Below are 20,584 nucleotides of genomic sequence, written 5' to 3' on the forward strand. Positions count from 1 at the left end.
ACACTATTTGATATAATATGGTGATGGAAATCACCGAAACTCAATATCAACAGATCGAACACTGCATGCCGCGCCAGCGTGGCAATGTCAGTCATTCCAATCTACAAATTCTCAATGCTATTCTGTATGTTACCGAGCATGGTTGCAAGTGGCGCGGACTACCCAAGCGTTTCGGTAATTGGCATACCATCTACACTCGAATGAATCGATGGGCGAAAAGCGGCGTGCTTCAAAAAGTTTTTGAGCAGCTGCAGCATCAACAAATCATTCGCATCAAGATTGAAGCCGTTTCGATGGATAGCACCAGCATCAAAGTGCACCCTGATGGTACTGGTGCATTAAAAAAAACGGCCCGCAATCCATCGGCAAATCCCGAGGTGGCTGGACCACTAAAATTCATCTGGTTGCCGCAGATACCAGAACAGCCATAACTTTTTCCTTATCTCCGGGGCATACACATGACGCACCGGAAGGACGACAACTCCTGTTAGCACTCGGCCCCGTCTCTTCTCCTACTCATCTGCTGATGGATCGCGCTTATGAGGGTGATCAAACCAGACAGCTTGCATTGGAGCTCGGTTATATCCCGGTTGTCCCACCCAAAACTAATCGGCTGGAGCTCTGGGAATATGACCGCGCCATGTACAAAAAACGCAATGAGATCGAAAGATTATTCCGCAGACTCAAGGGATTCCGTCGAATATTCTCCAGATTCGACAAACTGGATGTCATTTTTCTCTCATTCATCCATTTCGCTCTCATCGTCGAAGCACTTAGGTAGTGTTAACAGGCCCTAGTTAACTTATTATTTTAAAAATTGCTCTTCTTTTTTTTCCGCATTTTCTTCTGCTACTTTTGCATGTTCTCCGCCATCACCAGCCAATTTGTTGCCGACATAGCTTCCCACCGCTCCACCGACCAACGCTGGCATAACGGACTGCATAAGTGAAGGGCTTTGAGCTGCTGCATTGGGGGCCGCGGCCGCGGCTGGTTGAGATGGACTTGGATTGGCTGCTTGCGCTTGAGCCGGTGCTGGCGCAGATTGATTTTGTGTGCTGGTTTGTTTTTGTGGAGCAGCAGCTGCCGGTTGGGATTTCGCAGGCGCTTTTGATACGCTGCCTTTGTTTTTCTTGGCATAAACGTTAGGGACAACCATCATCGTGATAAGTATTGCAAGAAGTAATTTTTTCATTGTATTAACCTATAAAATCAATTTGGAATTAAAGTTACAAAACTGTTGTATCAACATCAATGCTTTCCATTGCTTTGTCAGACACAACCTTACAATTGCGAAGGTGGCATCATGACTTTACCATTCAATCTTAAAGCCATGGCATGCGGACATAGTCAATTTTTCCACATGATCGAACGGTAAGCCATTCACGTGCGCCGCAATTGTGAGAATAATTCCGGGCTGTGTCAATCGCTAAGTAAATAAAAGCTTTCCGCGCCAAGGTATAGTCAAGAATAATTTCTCATTCAATTCCCACTATCTTATATAGAATAGAATGCGGGCTTCGATTAATTGATATGAGGTATAGCCAGATGAGCGAGTGGATAGAAATTACTATTTATTCTGTAATTGCGTTAGTGGCGGGATTAATTGTCGCGCAGCTGATCAACGAAAAACTGCGCAAATAAAACACCTCGTCGTAAGCAGCGAGGGATGGGGCCCAGCGGAATTCAATGCACACTTTCCGCTATTTCTTTTTCCACTGCCCGTTGGTTTGAATCCAAGTTCCCGGCGGGACGGTGCGAACGATCTCTGCGGCATAGACTTTTCCGACTTGTTCGATATCGATGCCTTGGGCGGTTGCCTTTTCCTGATAAATGGCTCTGCGCTTCGCATTGATCTCGTCGGCTTCTCCTCGGGCACCCGGTTCTCGCGCGACGACATAGCCGTTATAACTTTCTCCGATGGCACCGGATGCGCGCAGATTCTCGAGAGAATCCGCCCAAGACGGTATCGCAGTAAGGGTTAAAGCGAGCAAAAGGGCACGGCTGATCCCTGTCAACGTTTTTTTAGCGGTCATGTTTGCAATACACTGCATAGTATTCTCCTTGTCGCGTTGGATATCAGAAAATGCTGGGGTTGGCCGCGATATCTTTTTTGGCTTGTTCTTCAAGTTTCACCCGGATATCCGCATCCAGCTTAATATTGAGATTGATCGTAATCGGTTCCTGGGGTGATTCCACTTTGACTGTCGGTGCGCATGCAATAAGCACCAGGCAGCAAATGATTAGAATTATTTTGACTATCGTTGTACCGATCGTCTGAGCAATTTTACGCATGATTGCATTCCCTTTTCAGATGGATTGTTGCGCCGCTTTGCACTTTGGGCTGGAATCCAGGTAATAAGCATTTTTGTGTTTCTTCATATATTCCATTTAACCCTAAGCCTGCTTAATTAAATTTTAACGTGCCACGCAGGATTTCATGCGATAAGTTATAACCCCGGTTGATCGTTTGCAGGATTTTATCGATATCCGTTTCAAGCTTGATATTCAAACGGAATGCCCGCCCGTCCTTCACTGCTGGATTATTCCCTAACAGCGACAGTTTGGCTACCAGATCATGCGTCACGGCTTTGTCGAGATCCATGGATAATTCGGTATAGTGAAAATCCTGCGCGGCTTGCAGCAATAAATTCATTTCTTTCCCGGATGAAGCCAGCAGCTGCGAAGCTTTTTCCGATTGGAAGCGCAACACGCCCGGCGTCCGGGCCGCCAGATGACCTCGTGTGATCGTTACTTGATTTTCTTTTAATGTCAACGGGATCTGGCCATCGAGATGACCGCTGCCCGTCAGTCCGTCAACCTTGATCAGATTGAAAAAGGATTCCAGGTCGATGTTGCTGATGCGGATCAGCGTGTCGGAGCGCGCCATTGCCGGATCGATAATGGTCGGTACCACGGATACCGTGCCCTGCAGCGCGGAAAATTGCGCTTGCTCAAGGGCGAAGCGCGGCGGATCGGTGCCTTCGATATGATAGGAAACCAGCAGATTTTCCAGCGGAGCACCAGCATCGATGCGCTGAACAGTAATCGTCTGCCGCGGCGGCGTACTGAGAGACAACAAATCCGTTACGTGGAGATCGACATTCAGATTGGTGAGTTTGACGTTCTCGCGCACGAATGACAGATCGCGCAGCTCGAATGCAGCCTGGCTGTTTTGTATGCCCTTGTTGGACCATTTGAATTGTGTGCTGGCGCTGACATGACCGCTGACCTCTTCGAGTTGCGCAAGAGCGGGAGATAGAGCGCCAGGTTGCAAACCATGCGGTGAGAAACTGAAGGGAACAATCTCCGCTTTGAGCATGCCATTGCCGCTATCGGGCGCGTGCTGGCCGCTGACTTTTAAATAGCGCAAATCCGGCACTCCGCCTGCGATGTTCAAGGCATATACCGCCGGTTCCCCATCGGCAGCTTCGTTGCGGACGCTGCCCGAAATCGACAGCGCGGCAAATAGCGGTTCGGAAGCCAAATGTTGCAACCGGCCAATGGCAAAATCCGCGGCAGTGCCCAGCTCGGCATCGTCCAGATGCACAGTGGCGGAGATATCTTTCATTTGCAACTGGGATTGCGGCAATGCGAAACCTGCATCGGTAATATTGAATCGGCCTTGGTAGTTCTTACCGGCATCGAATTTCCCGGTCAAGGCGATTTTTCCTGGATGAATCTGCGCGTCGATTGCGGAAGATTCCGCACGATCAGCACGCAAGCTCAGGTTGCCGGGGGTTACGGCGATATCGTGTGCCAGTGACCAGCCCTGCGCGCTTTTTACCAAGTCCAGGTTCGCTTGGGAAACAGAAAGCTTAAGCGCATTCAGCAAATGAACAGGAACGCCGGAATCGACCTTGCCCAAAGTAATCTGCCCCGGATTGCGTAAGCCGATGCGCCAATTATCCTGCTCGGAAGCGATCTGTATCGGTAGGGAAACCGACAGTTGTTGAACTTTCAAAGGCTGCGCAGACAATTGACCGCCTGCGAGTTCCAAATCCAGTAACCCGGTCACGGATTGCGCCGATGCGCGGATATCGCCCTTCAAGGTGATTTGATCTATCGCCACGTCACCCGATGTTGACGGTGTTGCTGGATTTTTATCGGCCTGTCCGGATGCCGGTTGCACCGGTGCTTTTCCAGGCACGTGAATGCCGGATAATGCGAGCTCAGTCCGGATATGTTGCAGTTGCGATGCCGCGAATGCAAAGGCTGCTTCACCCGAGAAGCGGGTGATTTTCGCTGCGGGCAACGCCAGCCCGCCATCGGAAACCACAATCTTGCCTTGCAGGTTTCCCTGTTTATCCAGTGTGGCAGTCAGTAAGCTTGTGCTTTGCGCAAGCGCACCGGAAGCAATCACACTCAGGCGAATTGCTTGACCATCCGGCTGGCGCTGCGCGATCTCGCCGGATAGCGCAATGTCGGCGTTGCCGGCGGCGGAATGCAAGTGAATGGTCGAATCTTTCAGTGAAAAGTCGGGCAACCAAGGAATACTGATGCCTTTTCCGGATGAGGCCGTCATGGGTTGGGAACTTACAGGAAATCGTGCATCCAAATCGAGCGCGACTTGCAAACCGCTGACTTCAATCGAAAGCGGTTTTCCCGCCAGCAGATCCGGCAAGTGCCACGTGGCGAGCAGGTGATCCAGCCGCAACTCTTTGTTGTTGCCTGCTGCCAGACCATTCAAGCGGAAAGCATTGAACGAGACGTCCAGTCCGGTAAGGGATTGCAGCGGCAAGCCTTGCTTGCTCAATTGCTGACCGATCAGCACTTGCAGCAGGGGATTGCGGAAAATATAAAGGCCCGCCGCGGCAGCGAGGATCAGACTGATCAAAGCCAGTAATGCGGTTTTTAACCCTTTGTTCATTGATTGGATTGAGAAGGTTCGCAATAGGTCATTTTGCTCCCTGATTTGCCATCAATGATTCCACATAGGATGTAGCCATATAGTTTTTTACGTTAACTCATGCCGATTACAAAGCAGATCAGCGATGAAATACTCTCCGCTTATTTCAATCAACCACTTTTGTACACAGCCAGAGTTTTGATATTAATGGATGGCATTAAAAACTTCAATGACTTGCAGCTTCGCCACCGTCATTACCGATTCGACAATCTCGGCTGATAAGCCGAGAAAACTCCAGGTCTGCAGTGCGCGCTCGGATATCGTTTCATTTTGTTTGATGCGCTGATTGGTACAAGGCTGTACATAATTCGCGATATTGACTGCCGCACAGAGCGTGCACGCATCGTATTGGCATTCTTTTTCCTGCATTGGATTCAATTGGTATTCAACCATCTTCCAAATATTGGACGGCAGTTTCCATTGCCGCAGCAGCTCAGCACCCAATTGCGCATGAGTAAAACCGAATATTTTAAGCTCCGCCTGGGTTGCCGCATCTTCGCCTTGATTCATGCAGCTCAGCACTTTCGCGGATTCTTTGGGATATTGACTGAAAAGGATTAGCCTGCCTACGCCATGCAACAGCCCGGCGATAAAAAAGCGCTCCCGGCTTTCGACACTGGAAGCCAGCAGGCGCGCAGTAACGCCGCAGGTGATGCTGTGATTCCAAAATATATCCATATCGACCAGATCGGGCGGGATGTCTTTGAATGTGGAAGTTACCGATGATGCAAGCACAAGATTACGAAGTTCTTTGTGTCCGATAATCGAAATTGCTTTTAAAACGGTTTCCACTTTCCCGGAAAAACCAAAATAAGCGCTATTGGCAAATTTCAATATCTTTGCCGTGAGTGCGGGATCACTGGAAATTACCTGCTCCAATTCGGAATTGGTCGCCTCTCCGGAATCAATCAAATCATTCACGCGAATGACCACATCGGGTAAAGAAAAGATTGAGCGGACATTCGTCACAATCGTGCGTGGGTCATCCATCGAAGTCTCTGTTCAGGAAAAATAAAAGGGATCTTAGGGAGTTAAGTACTCACTAAGATTAAACTAAAACGAGCAGGATTACGCTGACGATTAGACGGGAAAAACTATTGGATTTCGTCGAGAAGAGTCATTGGCATTGGTACTACCGGATTCTTTATTCTGATTTTACGGAAACAAGCATTTGATATTTTGCCAGCAGCTGTTCTTTACTTTCGATTTTATCGGGATTGACCGTGATGCAATCAACCGGACATACTTCGACGCATTGCGGTTCATTGTAGTGCCCGACGCACTCGGTGCACAGCGCCGGGTTGATCTGGTAGATTTCTTCACCCTGCGAAATCGCGCCGTTAGGACATTCAGGTTCACAAACGTCGCAATTGATACATTCGTCGGTAATGATTAACGCCATTTAAATTCTCGTAGCACTATTTAATTATTTTCTCGCGCAGCTTTTTCGCAACCAGGGGATGTACGAAGGTATCGGCGTTACCGCCGAGCAACGCAATTTCACGCACCATGGTGGCTGAAATGAACATGTATTGTTCGGACGGCGTCATGAACAAAGTTTCGACATCGGGATACAATCCGCGATTCATTCCCGCCATCTGAAATTCATATTCAAAGTCGGATGCGGCACGCAAGCCACGCAAAATGATGCGCGCATTCTGCTGTTGCAGAAAATGCATCAGCAAACCGGAAAAGGACATGATTTTGACATTCGCACAATCCGACAAGACTTCCTGCGCCATTTCCACGCGTTCTTCCAAGGTGAAAAACGGCTTCTTACTGCTGCTCACCGCAACCGCCACCACGACTTGATCGAATAAACGCGCCGCACGCCGGACAAGGTCTTCATGCCCGCGGGTTATCGGATCGAAAGTACCGGGATAAATCGCTTTATCCATGCTGCGCCAGCTCCAGAAGCCGGTAATGCACACTGCCAGCTCTTGTGTCGCGCTTTACCTGCCAGTGCGCATCCGCAGTCCAATTGCCTTTGTCTTCAGCGTAAACCACCCCGCCCGTTTCAAGATGACATGGCAATAAGGGCAACAATGCCGGCAACAACGCCAGACGGTAAGGAGGATCGAGAAAAATAACATCAAATTTCCGCGTATCCGAATTCAAAAAACTCATCGCATTCATCATTGCCAGTTCAATTTGTGCTGCCTGCAATTTTTCCTTATTTTCCCGCAATGCACGATAGATTTTTGCATCCGCATCCACCATCACCACCATTGCCGCGCCGCGCGATGCCGCTTCAAAGCCCAATGCACCGCTGCCGGCAAACAAATCGAGGCAGCTTAGCCCGCTCAAGTCTTGCCCTAGCCAGTTAAATAACGTCTCGCGTATTCTATCAGACGTCGGTCTTAAGTCGGGATGCTCCGGGAAAGCCAATAGCCTGCTGCGCCACTGGCCGCCAATGATGCGAACTTTTCCCCGCATTGACGTCATCCGCGCGAATGCTATTCAAGTGCTCCCACGATCACCGTCACCATGCCGTCAGGCTGGATCCGCCGTTGGAATGCATCCCGGATCTGCTCGGTGGTAACCACTTCAACCGCCGCCAAATAATCCGTCAAATAAGTTAGCGGTAAACGATAAAAACCGATGATGGATAAAAAGCCCAATATTTTGCTATTGCTGTCGATGCGCAGTGGAAAACCGCCGATGATATTTTGCTTTGCCGACTTCAGTTCTTCTTCAGTCGGACCATTCGCGACAAATTCCTTAAGCACTTTGTTCGTTAAGGTCAAGGCTTCTTCCGATTGCTCCTTTTTGGTTTGCAAGCCGATTTGAAACGGCCCCTGCTCTTTATAAGGGGAAAAGAAACTATACACGCTGTAAGCCAAACCGCGTTCCTGGCGAATCGCTTCCATCAAGCGTGAAACAAATCCTCCCCCGCCGAGGATGTGATTGCCGACCAACAGCGGAAAATAATCCGGATCGCTGCGCCGCAATCCCGGATAGGCCATTTGGATGTGGCTTTGCGTTGCCGGATGAGGAATTCTTTTTATTCCCGCCGGCGGTATCGATACCGGCGGTATTTCCGTGCTTGCTCCGCCGGCGGATAATTTTTCCGTTAATTGCTCGGCAATCGCCGCCGCTTCAGACCGGGTGACATCGCCCATGATAGCGATCACCGCATTCTTGGCGACATAATAAGCACGATAAAATGCTACCAGATCTTCCCGCTGCAGCCGGTTCAGCGTCTCGATTTCACCCATTTCATTGAGTCCGTAGGGATGATGGCCGTACAGCATTTTCATCAATTCACGTTCGCCGATGTAATCCGGTTTAGTGCTGGATTCCTTGATACTGGCGACGGTTCTTGCTTTTTCCCGCAGCACGACATCGTGCGGAAATTCCGGCTGCTGAATAACACGCACCACTATATCCAGCGCCTGCTTGCGCTCGCGCTCGCTGCTCAACGTACGCAAGGCAATGCCGGCACGGTCGCGATCGAAATGGCTTTTCAGCTGCGCGCCGACGTCGGCCAGCGCCGTGGCGATCTGATCTTCCGACAACCCGCCCGCGCCAAGATTGAGCATATGTTGAACCAGACTGGCGCAACCGGACTTATCGGCAGTATCCATGCCGCTACCGGCGGCGAATTCAACACTGACATCCAATATCGGTAGGTCATGATTTTCAACAAAATACACGCGCGTGCCGGAGGCGGTTTGCCAAGTTTGGATCGGCAATGTAGCCCAGGTCCATTGAGAAAAAAAACCAAATAATACGATAAAAACGAACTGCTTTATTTGCACCTGAGCCTCCTACAACGAACACATTCAGAGTAAATATCCAAGGAAAAACAAGCCTGCGCCAAGATCAACCGCTATTGCGCAAACCGGCCGTTACTCCATTGATCGTCAAATGAATGGAGCGTTTGACTTCCTCGCTATCTTCACCGGAACGGTAACGGCGCAGCAATTCCACCTGCAAATGATTGAGCGGATCGATATACGGCGTTCTATTGCGGATGCTGCGCGCCAACGTCGGATTGTCCTGCAGTAATTCGGTATGGCCGGTCACGGCGAACAGCCATTTTTGACTCCTTGCGCGCTCCTCTTGAATACGCCCGAAAATCTGCTCCCGCAACGCAACATCTTCGACCAGTTCCGCGTAACGCGAGGCAATGCCCATATCGGTCTTAGCCAGCACCATGTCCATATTCGACAACAATGTCTGCATGAAGGGCCATTCCCGGTACATTTCCTGCAATAACGCCAACCCGTGTCCATTTTGCTCTTCATGATTGACAAAGGCTTCCACCGCATGACCGAAACCATACCAGCCGGGAAGCATCATGCGGCTCAAACTCCAGCTGAACACCCAAGGAATCGCACGTAAATCTTCAATCGCGTCGGAATTCTTGCGCGAAGGGGGTCTGCTGCCGATGTGTAATCCGGCCATTTCCCGGATCGGCGTCGATTCCAGAAAGAATTTCTTAAATCCGGGGGTTTCATACACCAAGTCACGATAAGCCGCAAAAGAAGCGGAGGCCAGTTGCTCCATTGCCCGATAATAGCGCTCCGCATTCACGCCGAGAGAGTCGTGACTCAACAACGTCGCCTCCATAGTCGCTGCCACCAGGGTTTCAAGATTGCGGCGGCCAATTTCAGGCTCAGCATATTTACTGCTGATCACCTCGCCTTGCTCGGTGACGCGGATTTGACCATTCACACTGCCCGGCGGTTGTGCCAGAATACTCTGATAGCTGGGTCCGCCGCCGCGCCCCACGGTACCGCCGCGGCCGTGAAACAAGCGTAATTCCACTTTGTGCTTAGCAAAAACCTTGGTGAGTTCGATCTCGGCTTTATAAATTTCCCAATTCGACGTGATAAAACCGCCGTCCTTGTTGCTATCCGAATAACCGAGCATCACTTCCTGCACATTGCCGCGCGAATTCAGCAGCTTGCGATAGTATGGCAAGGAAAATAACTGATCCATGATGGCGCTGCAACTGCGCAGATCGGAGATGGTTTCAAATAACGGGATGATATTAAGCTGCAATTGCGGATTTTCTCCCGCTTGCAGCAAGCCGGATTGCTGTAACAGCAAGGCCACTTCCAGCACATTAATGACACCGGTCGTCATCGATATGATGTAATTCGTCATCGCTGCACGGCCGAAGCGACGATGAATTTCGGCTGCACATTGCAAAATCCGCAGCTCGGATTGCGCCAGCTCGGAAAAATCATCAAATGAAGCCAGCACCGAACGCTCTTGGCTGATTTCCGCAAGCAGCCAGTCGATGCGCTCCTTTTCGCTCAATTGCGAATAGTCCTTGCGCTTCATGCTGTGTTCGAATAATTCGCTGACGACCTGTTCATGGATTTTGCTGTGCTGGCGCATATCCAGCGGAGCCAAATGAAAACCGAATACATCCACGGCACGGCGCAGATTGCGTACTGCACCGCGTGCTATCCAGGAAGATTTGTGTTGCTTCAGGGAATCAATGATGGCATTGAGATCGTGCAAAAATTCGGTGCTACTGGAATAAGGCGCCCTGGGTTCGGCCGGTGTGTATTGCGTCACCTGATGACCCAATTGATGCGCGGTTGCAACCAGGCGCGCGGCAATACTGAGAAAAATCCGCCGGTACGGTTCATCGGACCGGTTAGGAATATCCGGTGCGGTAGCGGTCAATTGCTTAACTTCATCGCTGACATGCACGATTTGTTCGGTCAGACTCATCGAGCGGCCGATTTTTTGCACGGCGTCGATATAAAAATCCAATGCTACCGACGATTGACGCTCCACCGCACGTAGCATGACATCGTGCGTGACGAACGGATTGCCGTCGCGATCGCCGCCGATCCAGCTGCCGATACGCAAAAACGAAGTCACCGGCGGAATATCATGCGCCAGGCGACGTTCGAGCAAATCTTCAATCTTTGCGTAAATATAGGGAATTTCGTTTAAAAACGTATAGCTGTAATAAGCCAACCCATTTTCAATTTCATCATAGACTGACAGGCGGCTTGGCCGCAGCATACGCGTTTGCCATAAAATTTGGATGGTGGCTCGCAGCCCTTCTTCATTGTGGCGTAATTCGTTCGGCGTCAGTTCGGTTAGCGCACGTTCTTTCAGCAGACGCTCGATCGCCAACTGGCAATCCAATATACTGCGGCGCTGAACTTCCGTCGGATGCGCCGTGAGCACCGGCGAAACCAGGGCTTTGTTAAAAAACCCGGCCAGAACGTTACGTTCATTTCCATTCGCCAGCACACGTTCCAGCGCCAGCGTCACACTGCCTTCCTGCGGTGAGGACCCGGCGCGCAAATGCGCACGCCGCCGCCGGTTGTGATGCACATCTTCCGCGATATTGGACAGCAATGAAAAATAACTGAACCCGCGGACAACAGACAATGAATCTTTATCGCTCAAGCGGTTGAGTATCGCATCTAACTCTTCGCGCGCCTTGAGGTCCTGATCGCGATGAAAACGAATCGCGGTTTGACGTATATTCTCCACCAGCTCGAAAGCGCCATCACCATCTTGTTCGCGTAACGTATCGCCCAGCAAACGGCCAAGAAAACGAATATCCTCGCGTAACGGCAAGTCCTTATCACTGACTAATTTACTATTGATATTATTATTCCCTGAATCAGCCGCGCTCATCGCATTAACGTACCCACGATTAAAAATGAACCCGGCATGTGCCGGCAACAAGCCAAGTCACTGCCGGCCATGTTAAAATGATCACTATTCAAAATTTTTTGTAATTTTTTCATTTTATACTATTAATGCCCAACTCACTTTTATCTCCACAGAAAATCGTCATCGCATCCCGGGAAAGTTTACTCGCGATGTGGCAAGCGCAGTTCATCCAGAAATGCTTGCGCGAATTATACCCGCAAACTGAAATCAGCATACTCGGCATGACGACACGCGGTGATCAAATTTTGGATCAGTCTTTAGCAAAAATTGGCGGAAAAGGATTATTCATTAAGGAGCTCGAGCAAGCATTGGAAGACGGACGGGCTGACATTGCCGTGCATTCAATGAAAGACATGCCGATGAATGTGCCGGAAGGATTCAAGCTGGCCGCCATAACGGAACGGGAAGATCCACGCGATGCTTTCGTTTCCAACCGCTATGGCAACCTTGATGCATTGCCTGCAGGCAGTGTCGTCGGTACTTCAAGTTTGCGGCGCGAAAGTCAACTGCGCGCGCAATTCCCGCATCTCACGGTGCAACCGTTGCGCGGCAATGTGCAGACCCGCCTGCGCAAGCTCGATGAAGGGCAATATGCGGCGATCATTCTGGCTGCCGCCGGTTTGAAACGACTCGGATTATCCGACCGCATCACTGCGTTGCTGAATCCCGAACAAAGCTTGCCGGCAGTGGGGCAAGGTGCTCTGGGAATCGAATGCCGTGCTGATCGCACCGACTTGGTTGAATTGATGCAACCACTGCACCACCCGGAAACCGCCTATTGCGTCGAAGCCGAGCGTGCCATGAGCCGCGTATTGGGCGGCAGCTGCCAGGTGCCGCTGGGCGCATTCGCTGAAATCAGCAACGGCACGCTGCAACTGCGCGGATTCGTGGCGCAGCCCGATGGCAGCCGTATCGTAAGTGACGCCTTGACTGGCAAACCGGAAACCGGCATTACGATGGGTCAACAGCTGGCGCAAAAACTGATCAATAAAGGAGCCGGCGAAATCCTGGCGACCTTGGTCCCGGCAGAAGGCTGGAAATAACATTGCCTGCCAGCACACAACTCGCCGGCCTTAACGTACTGGTTACCCGTCCGGCGCATCAATCCGCATTTCTCGCGGAACAAATCCGCGCTCTGGGCGGCAATCCGATTTTGCTTCCTGTGCTGGAAATTGCGGATGTTCCCGACTTAGCGCCATTAAACAATATCATCAATCGCCTGGACGAATTCGACTGGGCGATTTTTGTCAGCCCGAACGCCGTCAACAAAAGCATGCCGTTGATCATCCAGCAGCGTGCATGGCCTGCACATCTGAAGATTGCCACCGTCGGTAAAGGTAGCGCGAATACCTTAAAGCAATACGGCATCGATAATGTGCTTATTCCGGATGGTAATTCCGATAGTGAAGCGTTACTCGAGCAAGCAGCGTTGCAACACATGACCGATCAACGGGTCGTGATCTTCCGCGGCAATGGCGGCAGGCCATTACTGGGCGACACACTCAGGCGACGCGGCGCACACGTCGAATATGCCGAATGCTATCAGCGCCGCAAACCCGATCTGGACACGGTACCGCTACTGGCCGATTGGTCACACGGCAATATACACGCAGTGATCATCACCAGCAGCGAAGGACTGCATAATTTATTTGACATAATAGGCATGCATGGCCAACAATTGCTGAAATTAACCCCGGTTTTTACAGTTCACGAACGAATTGTCCAAACCGCTAAAGAATTAGAACTGGAGAAAATTATAAAAGCGCCTTTTACAGGTGATGAAGGCTTGCTGAAAGGCTTGCAAACATACTTTCAGTCAACCGGAGAATAATACAACCAACCGGATGTTCATGTAATTTACAATCTGCGGTTCAATATTAACAATGACCGTCTCTACTGCAATGAAGGAGAATATATGAAACTGATACTTTGGCTATTGGCACTATTCGCTGCTGCGGTAGCTGTCACACTGGCTGCTAAAAACACAACGGGGCGCGCTCTGATAGAGATGCCGCCCTACCAATTGGAGTTACCCTTAGATCAATTCATCATTGGCACAGCCGTAGCCTTTTTCATTTTCTATATTCTGGTCCGGTTTATCTTCGGCATTTTTGGTTTCAGTGAACGGCATCGTCATAAAAAGACGGATGAAATGCTCTTATCCGGATTGAAAGCGTACCTTGAAGGCGACTATGTCAAATCACAAAAGAATACGGCGGTTGCGCTTAAGTTAGCTGATTCATCGACAGCCAAAGCAATCAGCGCCGTCATTGCAGCGCGTTCGGCGCAAATGCTCGATGAAGTTGCGGCGCGCGATCAATATATCAATACCGCGCTTGCTGAAGCACCGGATGAAAAATCGCTGTGCTTGGCCGCAAAAACCGAGTTCTTATTGAAAAATGAGAATCATGAAGAAGCGCTCAAAATATTGCATTCGTTGTATTCAGAAGGTGGCCTGCAATCAATCGCCGTGCTGCAATTAGAGTTGGAAGCGCAGCAGCAAGCAGGTAATTGGGATGCGGTTCTTGAATTGATCAACATATTGTCGAAACGCCAATCGGTCAATAAAGCGCTGATCAAAAAACTAAGACACGATGCGCAAATAAAAAATATCAGAAGCAAAGCCACTGATTTGCAATCCTTGAACCAGTATTGGCAACACATACCACCGCTGGACAAAATGGATAGCAAGATTTCCGCTGCCGCTGCACGCGCTTATATCTCCTTGGGTAACTGTAATATGGCCAACAAGATTATCGAGTCGGCCGTACCCATGACATGGGATAACGAATTAATCGAACTTTATTCGGAATGTCTGGATTATCACGTCAGCAGACAAATCGAATGCGCTGAGGTTTGGCTCAGAGCACAACCGAATAACGCGTTATTGTTATTGACCTTGGGTAAACTTTGCACATATTGTGAGCTTTGGGGCAAAGCGCAAAATTACTTAGAGGCGAGCTTATCGGTTCAGCCTGGATATAAAGCGCATTTTGCATTAGCGCAATTACATGAGAAATTAGGCAAACATGAATTAGCAATGGATCACTACAATAAAGGGTTGCAATTGACACTGAAACAGCTTCTCAATTGAGATAGCTAAGATTTCTGGGTGAGGGGTGAAGGATTACTGGCAGAAGGTGTAAATACATCGGAGAAAAAAGCATCCTTGGGCAAATGGCGATAACTGGTAAAGTCGTGATAAGCGGCTTTTACCATCGCCGGAACACCGCACGCATAGACTTGATATTTTTCGAGACTTTGATGATCTTGCATAACGGCTTCATGCACCAACCCCATCCTCCCTTGCCAGTTGTCGGATGCTAACGGTTCCGAAAGCACGGGTATAAAAGTGAAATTGTCATGCAGCTGTTGCCAGCTTTCCGCCAAATCCATCAGATATAAATCAGCTTTAGTACGAGCCCCCCAATAAAGCGCTATTTTCCTTTTCTCGTTCCGGATGTTCGCTTGATAAAAAATATGCTCGAGAATACTTTTGATGGGTGCGAATCCTGTTCCGCTTGCCAGGAAGATGACAGCAGTATCATCCGGTGCATCGCGTAAAAAGAATGAACCCAGTGGCCCGGTAAAACGCAACATATCCTTGACCTTCATCTGCGCGAACACATGCTCCGTGAATGCTCCGCCCGGATAATTCCGCACATGCAGTTGCAGCAAATCATCATCATGAGGCGCGTTTGCCAAGGAGAAACTCCGGCGTTTACCATCTTTGAGCAAAATATCGATATACTGTCCCGCCAAGAACTGCAATCGCTGATTGGCGGGAAGCTTGAGAGAAATAATCATGACATCCGGAGCGACAAGCTCGAGGCTTTGCACACGGCAGGGTAGGGTTTTAATTTCAATATCCTTGGTTGCGCCAATTTCATGACATTCGATCACGACATCAGTCAGAGGAGAAGCACAACAAAACAATGCATAACCGGCTCGTTTTTCTTCCTCAGTCAAGGTTTCTTCACTATAACTGCCATAAGCGACTTCCCCCTGGATGATTTTTCCTTTGCAAATACCGCAGGAACCATTGCGGCAACCGTAGGGCAATGAGTATCCTTCGCGTAAAGCTGCCTCAAGAATTGTTTCTCCAGGTTCTGCCCGGAAAGCATGTCCGCTGGGCTGAATGATGATTTGATGCGACATCGGGTAGCAAGCAAATAGAAAATATAATAATTAAAAGTAAATAACTTATCTTACATGAAGAAAACAGTATTAATTATCGGCTGCGGTGATGTTGCGCTAAGAACAGCGCCACTATTGCAGGCACACTACCGGATTCTCGGCCTGCATCGTAATTTAGATAGCTCCGATCATTTGCGATCACATGGAGTCATTCCAATTTACGGAAATTTAGATTCTCCGAAGAGCCTTGAGAAGCTCGCTGGAATCGCGCAATTGATACTGCACCTGGCTCCTCCGCCCAACCACGGATTACACGATAATCGAACCGCGCATCTACTGTCCGCGCTCACCAAACGGACTAAAAATCGAGCGCTGATTCTACCACAACGATTTGTCTATATCAGTACCAGCGGAGTTTATGGTAATTGTCATGGCGCATCCATTGATGAAAGTCATCCTGTCAATCCTGAAAATGACCGGGCAATCCGGCGCATAGATGCTGAAAAACAGATACGAAGCTGGGGCAAACGAAATCATGTTCCCACTGCTATTTTGCGAGTACCCGGAATTTATGCTGCGGACAGACTACCGCTCAAGCGCTTACGTGAAGGTCATCCGGCCCTATTGAACAGCGAAGACAGTTATACCAATCATATTCATGCCGATGATCTTGCACGCATCATTTTTGCCGCCATACACCACGCAAAACCAAACAGGATTTATCATACTTGTGATGACTCTCACCTCAAAATGGGAGAATATTTCGACTTGGTCGCTGATCATTTCGGCTTGCCGCATCCTCCCCGCATTTCCCGCAGTCAAGCTTACGAACAAATATCTCCGGGTATGTTGTCTTTCATGAAAGAATCCAGGCAACTCAGAAACCTGCGAATGAAAAAAGAATTACGCGTCAAATTATTATACCCGACAGTACATGAAGGCGTTGCAGCAGCTCAAGCCGACAATCCGTAAAGTCGTGCGATTGTGCGCCGCACTATTTTAATTTCTCCAATTAACACTAAGAATATACAAAACTGTGCCGTTTATTGCGCACAATCTTAAACAATCACTTGGGTTTTGTAGCCAAGAATCGCGGCGGAATTTAAGCCTCTGCAGTATTTCTAGCGTATAAATTTTCACGGGTACCCTTGTTCTTAGGAGTTAGCTATGGCAACTGTTACAGCGCATGCTGAAAAGAAAATAAAAGAAATCAATTACTCATGGGAAGGAAAGGATAAAACCGGCAAACAACTGAAGGGTGAAATGCGTGCTGCCGGGACAGTTGTTGTAACTTCCGCATTACGCCGCCAGGGCATCAAAGTCACAAAAATTAAGAAAACCGAATCCGGTGGCAAAATAACCGACAAAGATGTGACCTTGTTTACCCGCCAACTCGCGACCATGATGAAATCCGGTGTGCCGTTATTACAAGCTTTTGATATCGTTGGAAGGGGACACAACAATCGCGCTTTGAGTAAATTATTGATGGACATCAAAACCGACGTGGAAACAGGCAGCAATCTGACAGATGCATTTCGCAAGTATCCGCTTTATTTTGATTCGCTTTATTGCAACCTTGTTGGTGCCGGGGAAGCGGCCGGTATCCTGGACAGCATTTTGGATCGCTTGGCTACTTACAAAGAAAAGATCCAAGCTATTAAAGGAAAAATCAAGTCCGCGCTGTTCTATCCCATTTCGATTATTGTGGTGGCATTCATCATTACCGCGGTAATTATGATTTTCGTTGTCCCGGCTTTTAAAGATCTATTTGAAGGATTCGGTGCCGAATTGCCTGCTCCGACGCTTCTGGTCATGAAGTTATCGGATTTTTTTGTGGCTTACTGGTGGGCGATTCTGGGTGTTCTGGGCGGTGGAATCTATGCTTTTTTGTATACCTGGAAACGCTCGGTTCCCATGCAGCGTGTCATGGACCGCTTTGCGCTTAAGCTGCCGATTTTCGGTGAAGTTATCCGCAAAGCCACCATTGCACGCTGGTCCCGCACACTTTCGACGATGTTCGCGGCAGGCGTTCCTCTGGTGGAGGCGTTGGATTCCGTCGCCGGGGCTGCCGGAAATTTTATTTATTACGAAGCTACCAAGAATATACAACTTGAAGTCAGTACCGGTAATAGCTTGACGTCTTCCATGGCCGGTGCCAATGTTTTTCCGAATATGGTGATCCAAATGGTTGCCATCGGTGAGGAAGCCGGATCGCTTGATTCCATGCTCAGTAAAATTGCCGACTTTTATGAAGCGGAAGTGGATGATGCGGTAGCCGCGCTTTCAAGTCTGATGGAGCCGATCATCATGGTCGTACTGGGCACGCTCATCGGCGGTATGGTCATTGCAATGTACTTACCTATCTTCAAAATGGGTATGGTTGTTAGTTAAACATACTTTCCTCAAGAATCATGTCATTCCTATCCATACTGCAAGATTCACCCGCTCTCTTCGCATCCTGTACGACCATACTCGGTTTAATGATCGGCAGTTTCCTCAATGTCGTGATTTACCGGCTCCCCGAAATGATGAAAAGGAGTTGGTTACAACAATGCGCGGAGCTTCAAGGTAAAGAAACCGAGGTATCGCCAACATTTAATCTTTTCACACCGCGTTCAGCGTGTGTCCAGTGCGGGCACAAAATAACCGCATGGGAGAATATTCCAATCATTAGCTATCTCATGCTTCGAGGACGATGCTCCCATTGCCATACGCACATTTCTCCGCGTTATCCTATCGTAGAAGTCATCACAGCGCTGATGAGCGGTTTTGTCGCCTGGCATTATGGTTACGGTTTTGTGGCGATTGCAGCATTAATCCTTGTGTGGGCGCTCATTGCTTTAGCTGTCATTGATCTGAATACGCAATTATTGCCGGATGATATAACGCTGCCGTTACTCTGGATCGGTCTGCTGGTCAATACCAATCATGGTTTCACCGATATCCAATCCGCAGTAATCGGCGCGGTTGCAGGTTATCTGTCCTTGTGGTCAATTTACTGGTGCTTTAAACTCACAACCGGCAAGGAAGGCATGGGATATGGCGATTTTAAACTGTTAGCCGCCATTGGGGCATGGTTGGGCTGGAGCATGCTCCCTATCGTTATCCTTTTCTCATCTCTGGTAGGCGCACTTGTCGGTATCGGTTTGATTCTTACTGCCAAATTGAACAGGAATATTCCCATTCCATTCGGCCCTTATCTGGTGGGCGGTGCGCTTATCGCCCTCTTCTGGGGAAAACAACTGGCTGATACTTATCTTGGTTTATTTTAATCCATGACTTTCATTGTTGGTCTTACCGGCGGAATCGGCTGCGGCAAATCGTGTGCTAGCCGGTTGTTTTCGGAATTAGGCATTGATGTTGTGGATACCGATGTCATTGCCCGGCAATTAACCCAGCCGCACGGTCAAGCTATCAATTCGATCAAAGATTCATTCGGGAATGCTTTTCTAACAACGGACGGCTCTCTGGACAGAGAAAAAATGCGCAATCTGGTTTTCTCGGATAGCTGTGCGCGACATAAACTGGAAGAAATTCTCCATCCGTTAATACTGCAAGAAGCCATAGCGCAAATCGAACAAAGCCGTTCTCCCTATACCATAATCGCGGTTCCATTATTGCTTGAAACAAACGATTACGATCCTATCGTTCAACGCATTCTGGTCATTGATTGTGAGGAACAGACCCAAATTTCACGTACCATGGCGCGCAGTCAATTATCAGAGCAAGAGGTAAAAGCCATAATGGCACAGCAGATTTCACGCAAAGATCGCTTACAAAAAGCTGATGACGTGATTATTAATAATCGGGATATTGATTTTCTGAAAGTGCAAGTCATCCAGTTACATCACCGGTATCTGGTATTTTCCAAGGACGGAAACCAGACCGTAAATTAGCAGGAAGAAATTGTTTGGGAAAATTAAATCTTTTGTGAAATAATCTAGATGGCAGAATTCTAATATCTCTAATTTCTCCTGTGGATGTACAGCTATTGTGATTTGTTACGAACACCCGCTAAATGAGCGTATCCGCACCCTTCTTCGACTCGAGGATTTATTCAATAAAATTGATTTCTTTTCTACAAAAGATACTGCCACTGAACATCATGCTTCCCTCGTTGCGTTATTTGAAGTTCTTGAAATTACCAGTCGCGCGGATATTAAATCAGATTTACTGCAAGAGCTTGAGCGACAAAAGCAAATCCTTGAGATGCTGCGGAAAAATCCGGATGTATCGGAAACAGTGCTTGATAGTGTGCTCAACGACATAAAAATTACCTTCCGGGAAATGCTGGATTTTCCAGGAAAAGTCGGCGAGCACTTACGTGAGAATGAATGGTTAATGGCGATCAAACAACGCATCGCGATACCGGGCGGTTGTTGTGTGTTCGATTTGCCATCGTATCACTATTGGTTGAATCTGGATCCCGCTCATCGCCACAAAGACTTCGACGAATGGCTAACGCCATTTCAACCCATCCGCAATGCTTTTGGTATTGTGCTGTACTTATTGAGGAAAAGCGGCAGAACCCTGCAGGTTGTCGCAAATCAGGGCGTTTTCCAACAGACGGGATCGGAATATACGGCGCATATGTTGAGACTTAACTTAAGCGATCAATTACCCTGTATTCCAGAGATCAGTGCCAACAAATACGCGCTCAATATCCGTTTTATCCCGATGCACGCCGGTCAAAAAAATAAGGTTTATGAAGGTGACGTTAAATTTGAACTTACTTTCTGTAATCTATAGCATTACAAGAGATTGTAATGATCATACAAACCGGATTCTGTGATGCAGGAAATACCTGTGGACTTTCACAAGAACTGTGTAATCGAAGGACAGCACTATGAGCGCTACCATTTAAACACTGACATTAAATTC

20 protein-coding genes are annotated in these 20,584 nt (G+C 48.6%); 9 read left to right on the top strand and 11 right to left on the bottom strand.

The window, feature by feature from the left end:
• Positions 1 to 23: 23 nt before the first annotated feature.
• A protein-coding gene (locus HRU78_14670; protein QOJ25092.1) for an IS5 family transposase occupies positions 24 to 781 on the top strand; the annotation gives its coding sequence in 2 pieces (ribosomal slippage) (positions 24 to 339 and positions 339 to 781; 759 coding nt in all).
• 24 nt (positions 782 to 805) lie between these two features.
• On the opposite strand, the gene HRU78_14675 is transcribed toward HRU78_14670, so the two are convergent.
• The 10 genes from HRU78_14675 to ppc all read right to left on the bottom strand — a co-directional run bounded on the left by HRU78_14675 (position 806) and on the right by ppc (position 11,527).
• Complete coding sequence (locus HRU78_14675) at positions 806 to 1,192, bottom strand: hypothetical protein (GenBank protein ID QOJ24725.1); 387 nt, start codon at positions 1,190 to 1,192, stop codon at positions 806 to 808.
• Between the two features lie 508 nt (positions 1,193 to 1,700).
• Positions 1,701 to 2,051: a YdbL family protein gene (locus HRU78_14680; protein ID QOJ24726.1), complete on the bottom strand. Its 351-nt coding sequence runs from the start codon at positions 2,049 to 2,051 to the stop codon at positions 1,701 to 1,703.
• Positions 2,052 to 2,076: 25 nt separating this feature from the next.
• Complete coding sequence (locus tag HRU78_14685; GenBank protein ID QOJ24727.1) at positions 2,077 to 2,292, bottom strand: YnbE family lipoprotein; 216 nt, start codon at positions 2,290 to 2,292, stop codon at positions 2,077 to 2,079.
• A 112-nt stretch (positions 2,293 to 2,404) separates the two neighbouring features.
• Entirely contained in the window at positions 2,405 to 4,867 is a 2,463-nt protein-coding gene (locus HRU78_14690) for a YdbH domain-containing protein (protein QOJ24728.1), read from the bottom strand.
• Positions 4,868 to 5,050: 183 nt separating this feature from the next.
• Positions 5,051 to 5,896, bottom strand: coding sequence for an HDOD domain-containing protein (locus tag HRU78_14695; GenBank protein ID QOJ24729.1), 846 nt, complete (start codon positions 5,894 to 5,896; stop codon positions 5,051 to 5,053).
• A gap of 154 nt (positions 5,897 to 6,050) precedes the next feature.
• Entirely contained in the window at positions 6,051 to 6,308 is a 258-nt protein-coding gene (locus HRU78_14700; GenBank protein QOJ24730.1) for a YfhL family 4Fe-4S dicluster ferredoxin, read from the bottom strand.
• 16 nt (positions 6,309 to 6,324) lie between these two features.
• The gene (gene coaD / locus HRU78_14705) at positions 6,325 to 6,804 is read right to left on the bottom strand and encodes a pantetheine-phosphate adenylyltransferase (protein ID QOJ24731.1); all 480 of its coding nucleotides are present in this window, start codon (positions 6,802 to 6,804) and stop codon (positions 6,325 to 6,327) included.
• Positions 6,797 to 7,351, bottom strand: a complete 555-nt coding sequence (rsmD, locus tag HRU78_14710; protein QOJ24732.1) for a 16S rRNA (guanine(966)-N(2))-methyltransferase RsmD — start codon at positions 7,349 to 7,351, stop codon at positions 6,797 to 6,799. The genes coaD and rsmD overlap by 8 nt, the downstream gene beginning before the upstream one ends.
• Positions 7,352 to 7,362: 11 nt before the next feature.
• Positions 7,363 to 8,667, bottom strand: a complete 1,305-nt coding sequence (locus HRU78_14715; protein QOJ24733.1) for an insulinase family protein — start codon at positions 8,665 to 8,667, stop codon at positions 7,363 to 7,365.
• Between the two features lie 64 nt (positions 8,668 to 8,731).
• Positions 8,732 to 11,527 carry a phosphoenolpyruvate carboxylase gene (gene ppc, locus HRU78_14720; GenBank protein ID QOJ24734.1) on the bottom strand — a complete coding sequence of 932 codons (2,796 nt, stop codon included), beginning with the start codon at positions 11,525 to 11,527 and terminating at the stop codon, positions 8,732 to 8,734.
• 125 nt (positions 11,528 to 11,652) lie between these two features.
• Here ppc and hemC point away from each other — a divergent pair, with 125 nt between their 5' ends.
• The 3 genes from hemC (at position 11,653) to HRU78_14735 (ending at position 14,660) form a co-directional block, all read left to right on the top strand.
• The gene (gene hemC, locus HRU78_14725) at positions 11,653 to 12,609 is read left to right on the top strand and encodes a hydroxymethylbilane synthase (protein ID QOJ24735.1); all 957 of its coding nucleotides are present in this window, start codon (positions 11,653 to 11,655) and stop codon (positions 12,607 to 12,609) included.
• A gap of 2 nt (positions 12,610 to 12,611) precedes the next feature.
• Positions 12,612 to 13,397 (top strand): uroporphyrinogen-III synthase, encoded by a 786-nt coding sequence (locus HRU78_14730; GenBank protein QOJ24736.1) that lies wholly within the window; start codon positions 12,612 to 12,614, stop codon positions 13,395 to 13,397.
• Between the two features lie 84 nt (positions 13,398 to 13,481).
• Complete coding sequence (locus HRU78_14735; protein QOJ24737.1) at positions 13,482 to 14,660, top strand: heme biosynthesis protein HemY; 1,179 nt, start codon at positions 13,482 to 13,484, stop codon at positions 14,658 to 14,660.
• Between the two features lie 5 nt (positions 14,661 to 14,665).
• Here HRU78_14735 and HRU78_14740 read toward each other — a convergent pair whose 3' ends face one another.
• Positions 14,666 to 15,724 (bottom strand): CDP-6-deoxy-delta-3,4-glucoseen reductase, encoded by a 1,059-nt coding sequence (locus HRU78_14740; protein ID QOJ24738.1) that lies wholly within the window; start codon positions 15,722 to 15,724, stop codon positions 14,666 to 14,668.
• Positions 15,725 to 15,778: 54 nt separating this feature from the next.
• Here HRU78_14740 and HRU78_14745 point away from each other — a divergent pair, with 54 nt between their 5' ends.
• From HRU78_14745 to zapD, 5 genes are all read left to right on the top strand, one after another.
• Positions 15,779 to 16,675, top strand: coding sequence for an SDR family oxidoreductase (locus HRU78_14745; protein QOJ24739.1), 897 nt, complete (start codon positions 15,779 to 15,781; stop codon positions 16,673 to 16,675).
• A 195-nt stretch (positions 16,676 to 16,870) separates the two neighbouring features.
• Positions 16,871 to 18,094, top strand: a complete 1,224-nt coding sequence (locus HRU78_14750) for a type II secretion system F family protein (protein ID QOJ24740.1) — start codon at positions 16,871 to 16,873, stop codon at positions 18,092 to 18,094.
• A 20-nt stretch (positions 18,095 to 18,114) separates the two neighbouring features.
• Positions 18,115 to 18,975, top strand: a complete 861-nt coding sequence (locus tag HRU78_14755; GenBank protein ID QOJ24741.1) for a prepilin peptidase — start codon at positions 18,115 to 18,117, stop codon at positions 18,973 to 18,975.
• A 3-nt stretch (positions 18,976 to 18,978) separates the two neighbouring features.
• Positions 18,979 to 19,599, top strand: a complete 621-nt coding sequence (locus HRU78_14760) for a dephospho-CoA kinase (GenBank protein QOJ24742.1) — start codon at positions 18,979 to 18,981, stop codon at positions 19,597 to 19,599.
• Positions 19,600 to 19,696: 97 nt separating this feature from the next.
• Complete coding sequence (gene zapD / locus HRU78_14765; GenBank protein ID QOJ24743.1) at positions 19,697 to 20,452, top strand: cell division protein ZapD; 756 nt, start codon at positions 19,697 to 19,699, stop codon at positions 20,450 to 20,452.
• Positions 20,453 to 20,584: the final 132 nt, after the last annotated feature.

The organism is Gammaproteobacteria bacterium, from assembly GCA_015709635.1.
In the GTDB taxonomy this organism is placed as follows: Bacteria; Pseudomonadota; Gammaproteobacteria; order Burkholderiales; family Nitrosomonadaceae; genus Nitrosomonas.

What these genes read in the sequence shown, in the direction of transcription:
- HRU78_14695 (QOJ24729.1), bottom strand. Translation starts at nt 5,896, where the DNA reads ATGGATGACCCACGCACGATTGTGACGAATGTCCGCTCAATCTTTTCT.
- HRU78_14685 (QOJ24727.1), bottom strand. Translation starts at nt 2,292, where the DNA reads ATGCGTAAAATTGCTCAGACGATCGGTACAACGATAGTCAAAATAATT.
- HRU78_14735 (QOJ24737.1), top strand. Translation starts at nt 13,482, where the DNA reads ATGAAACTGATACTTTGGCTATTGGCACTATTCGCTGCTGCGGTAGCT.
- HRU78_14755 (QOJ24741.1), top strand. Translation starts at nt 18,115, where the DNA reads ATGTCATTCCTATCCATACTGCAAGATTCACCCGCTCTCTTCGCATCC.
- HRU78_14680 (QOJ24726.1), bottom strand. Translation starts at nt 2,051, where the DNA reads ATGCAGTGTATTGCAAACATGACCGCTAAAAAAACGTTGACAGGGATC.
- HRU78_14690 (QOJ24728.1), bottom strand. Translation starts at nt 4,867, where the DNA reads ATGAACAAAGGGTTAAAAACCGCATTACTGGCTTTGATCAGTCTGATC.
- HRU78_14745 (QOJ24739.1), top strand. Translation starts at nt 15,779, where the DNA reads ATGAAGAAAACAGTATTAATTATCGGCTGCGGTGATGTTGCGCTAAGA.
- HRU78_14750 (QOJ24740.1), top strand. Translation starts at nt 16,871, where the DNA reads ATGGCAACTGTTACAGCGCATGCTGAAAAGAAAATAAAAGAAATCAAT.
- HRU78_14760 (QOJ24742.1), top strand. Translation starts at nt 18,979, where the DNA reads ATGACTTTCATTGTTGGTCTTACCGGCGGAATCGGCTGCGGCAAATCG.
- hemC (QOJ24735.1), top strand. Translation starts at nt 11,653, where the DNA reads ATGCCCAACTCACTTTTATCTCCACAGAAAATCGTCATCGCATCCCGG.
- ppc (QOJ24734.1), bottom strand. Translation starts at nt 11,527, where the DNA reads ATGAGCGCGGCTGATTCAGGGAATAATAATATCAATAGTAAATTAGTC.
- rsmD (QOJ24732.1), bottom strand. Translation starts at nt 7,351, where the DNA reads ATGACGTCAATGCGGGGAAAAGTTCGCATCATTGGCGGCCAGTGGCGC.
- HRU78_14700 (QOJ24730.1), bottom strand. Translation starts at nt 6,308, where the DNA reads ATGGCGTTAATCATTACCGACGAATGTATCAATTGCGACGTTTGTGAA.
- coaD (QOJ24731.1), bottom strand. Translation starts at nt 6,804, where the DNA reads ATGGATAAAGCGATTTATCCCGGTACTTTCGATCCGATAACCCGCGGG.
- HRU78_14740 (QOJ24738.1), bottom strand. Translation starts at nt 15,724, where the DNA reads ATGTCGCATCAAATCATCATTCAGCCCAGCGGACATGCTTTCCGGGCA.
- HRU78_14675 (QOJ24725.1), bottom strand. Translation starts at nt 1,192, where the DNA reads ATGAAAAAATTACTTCTTGCAATACTTATCACGATGATGGTTGTCCCT.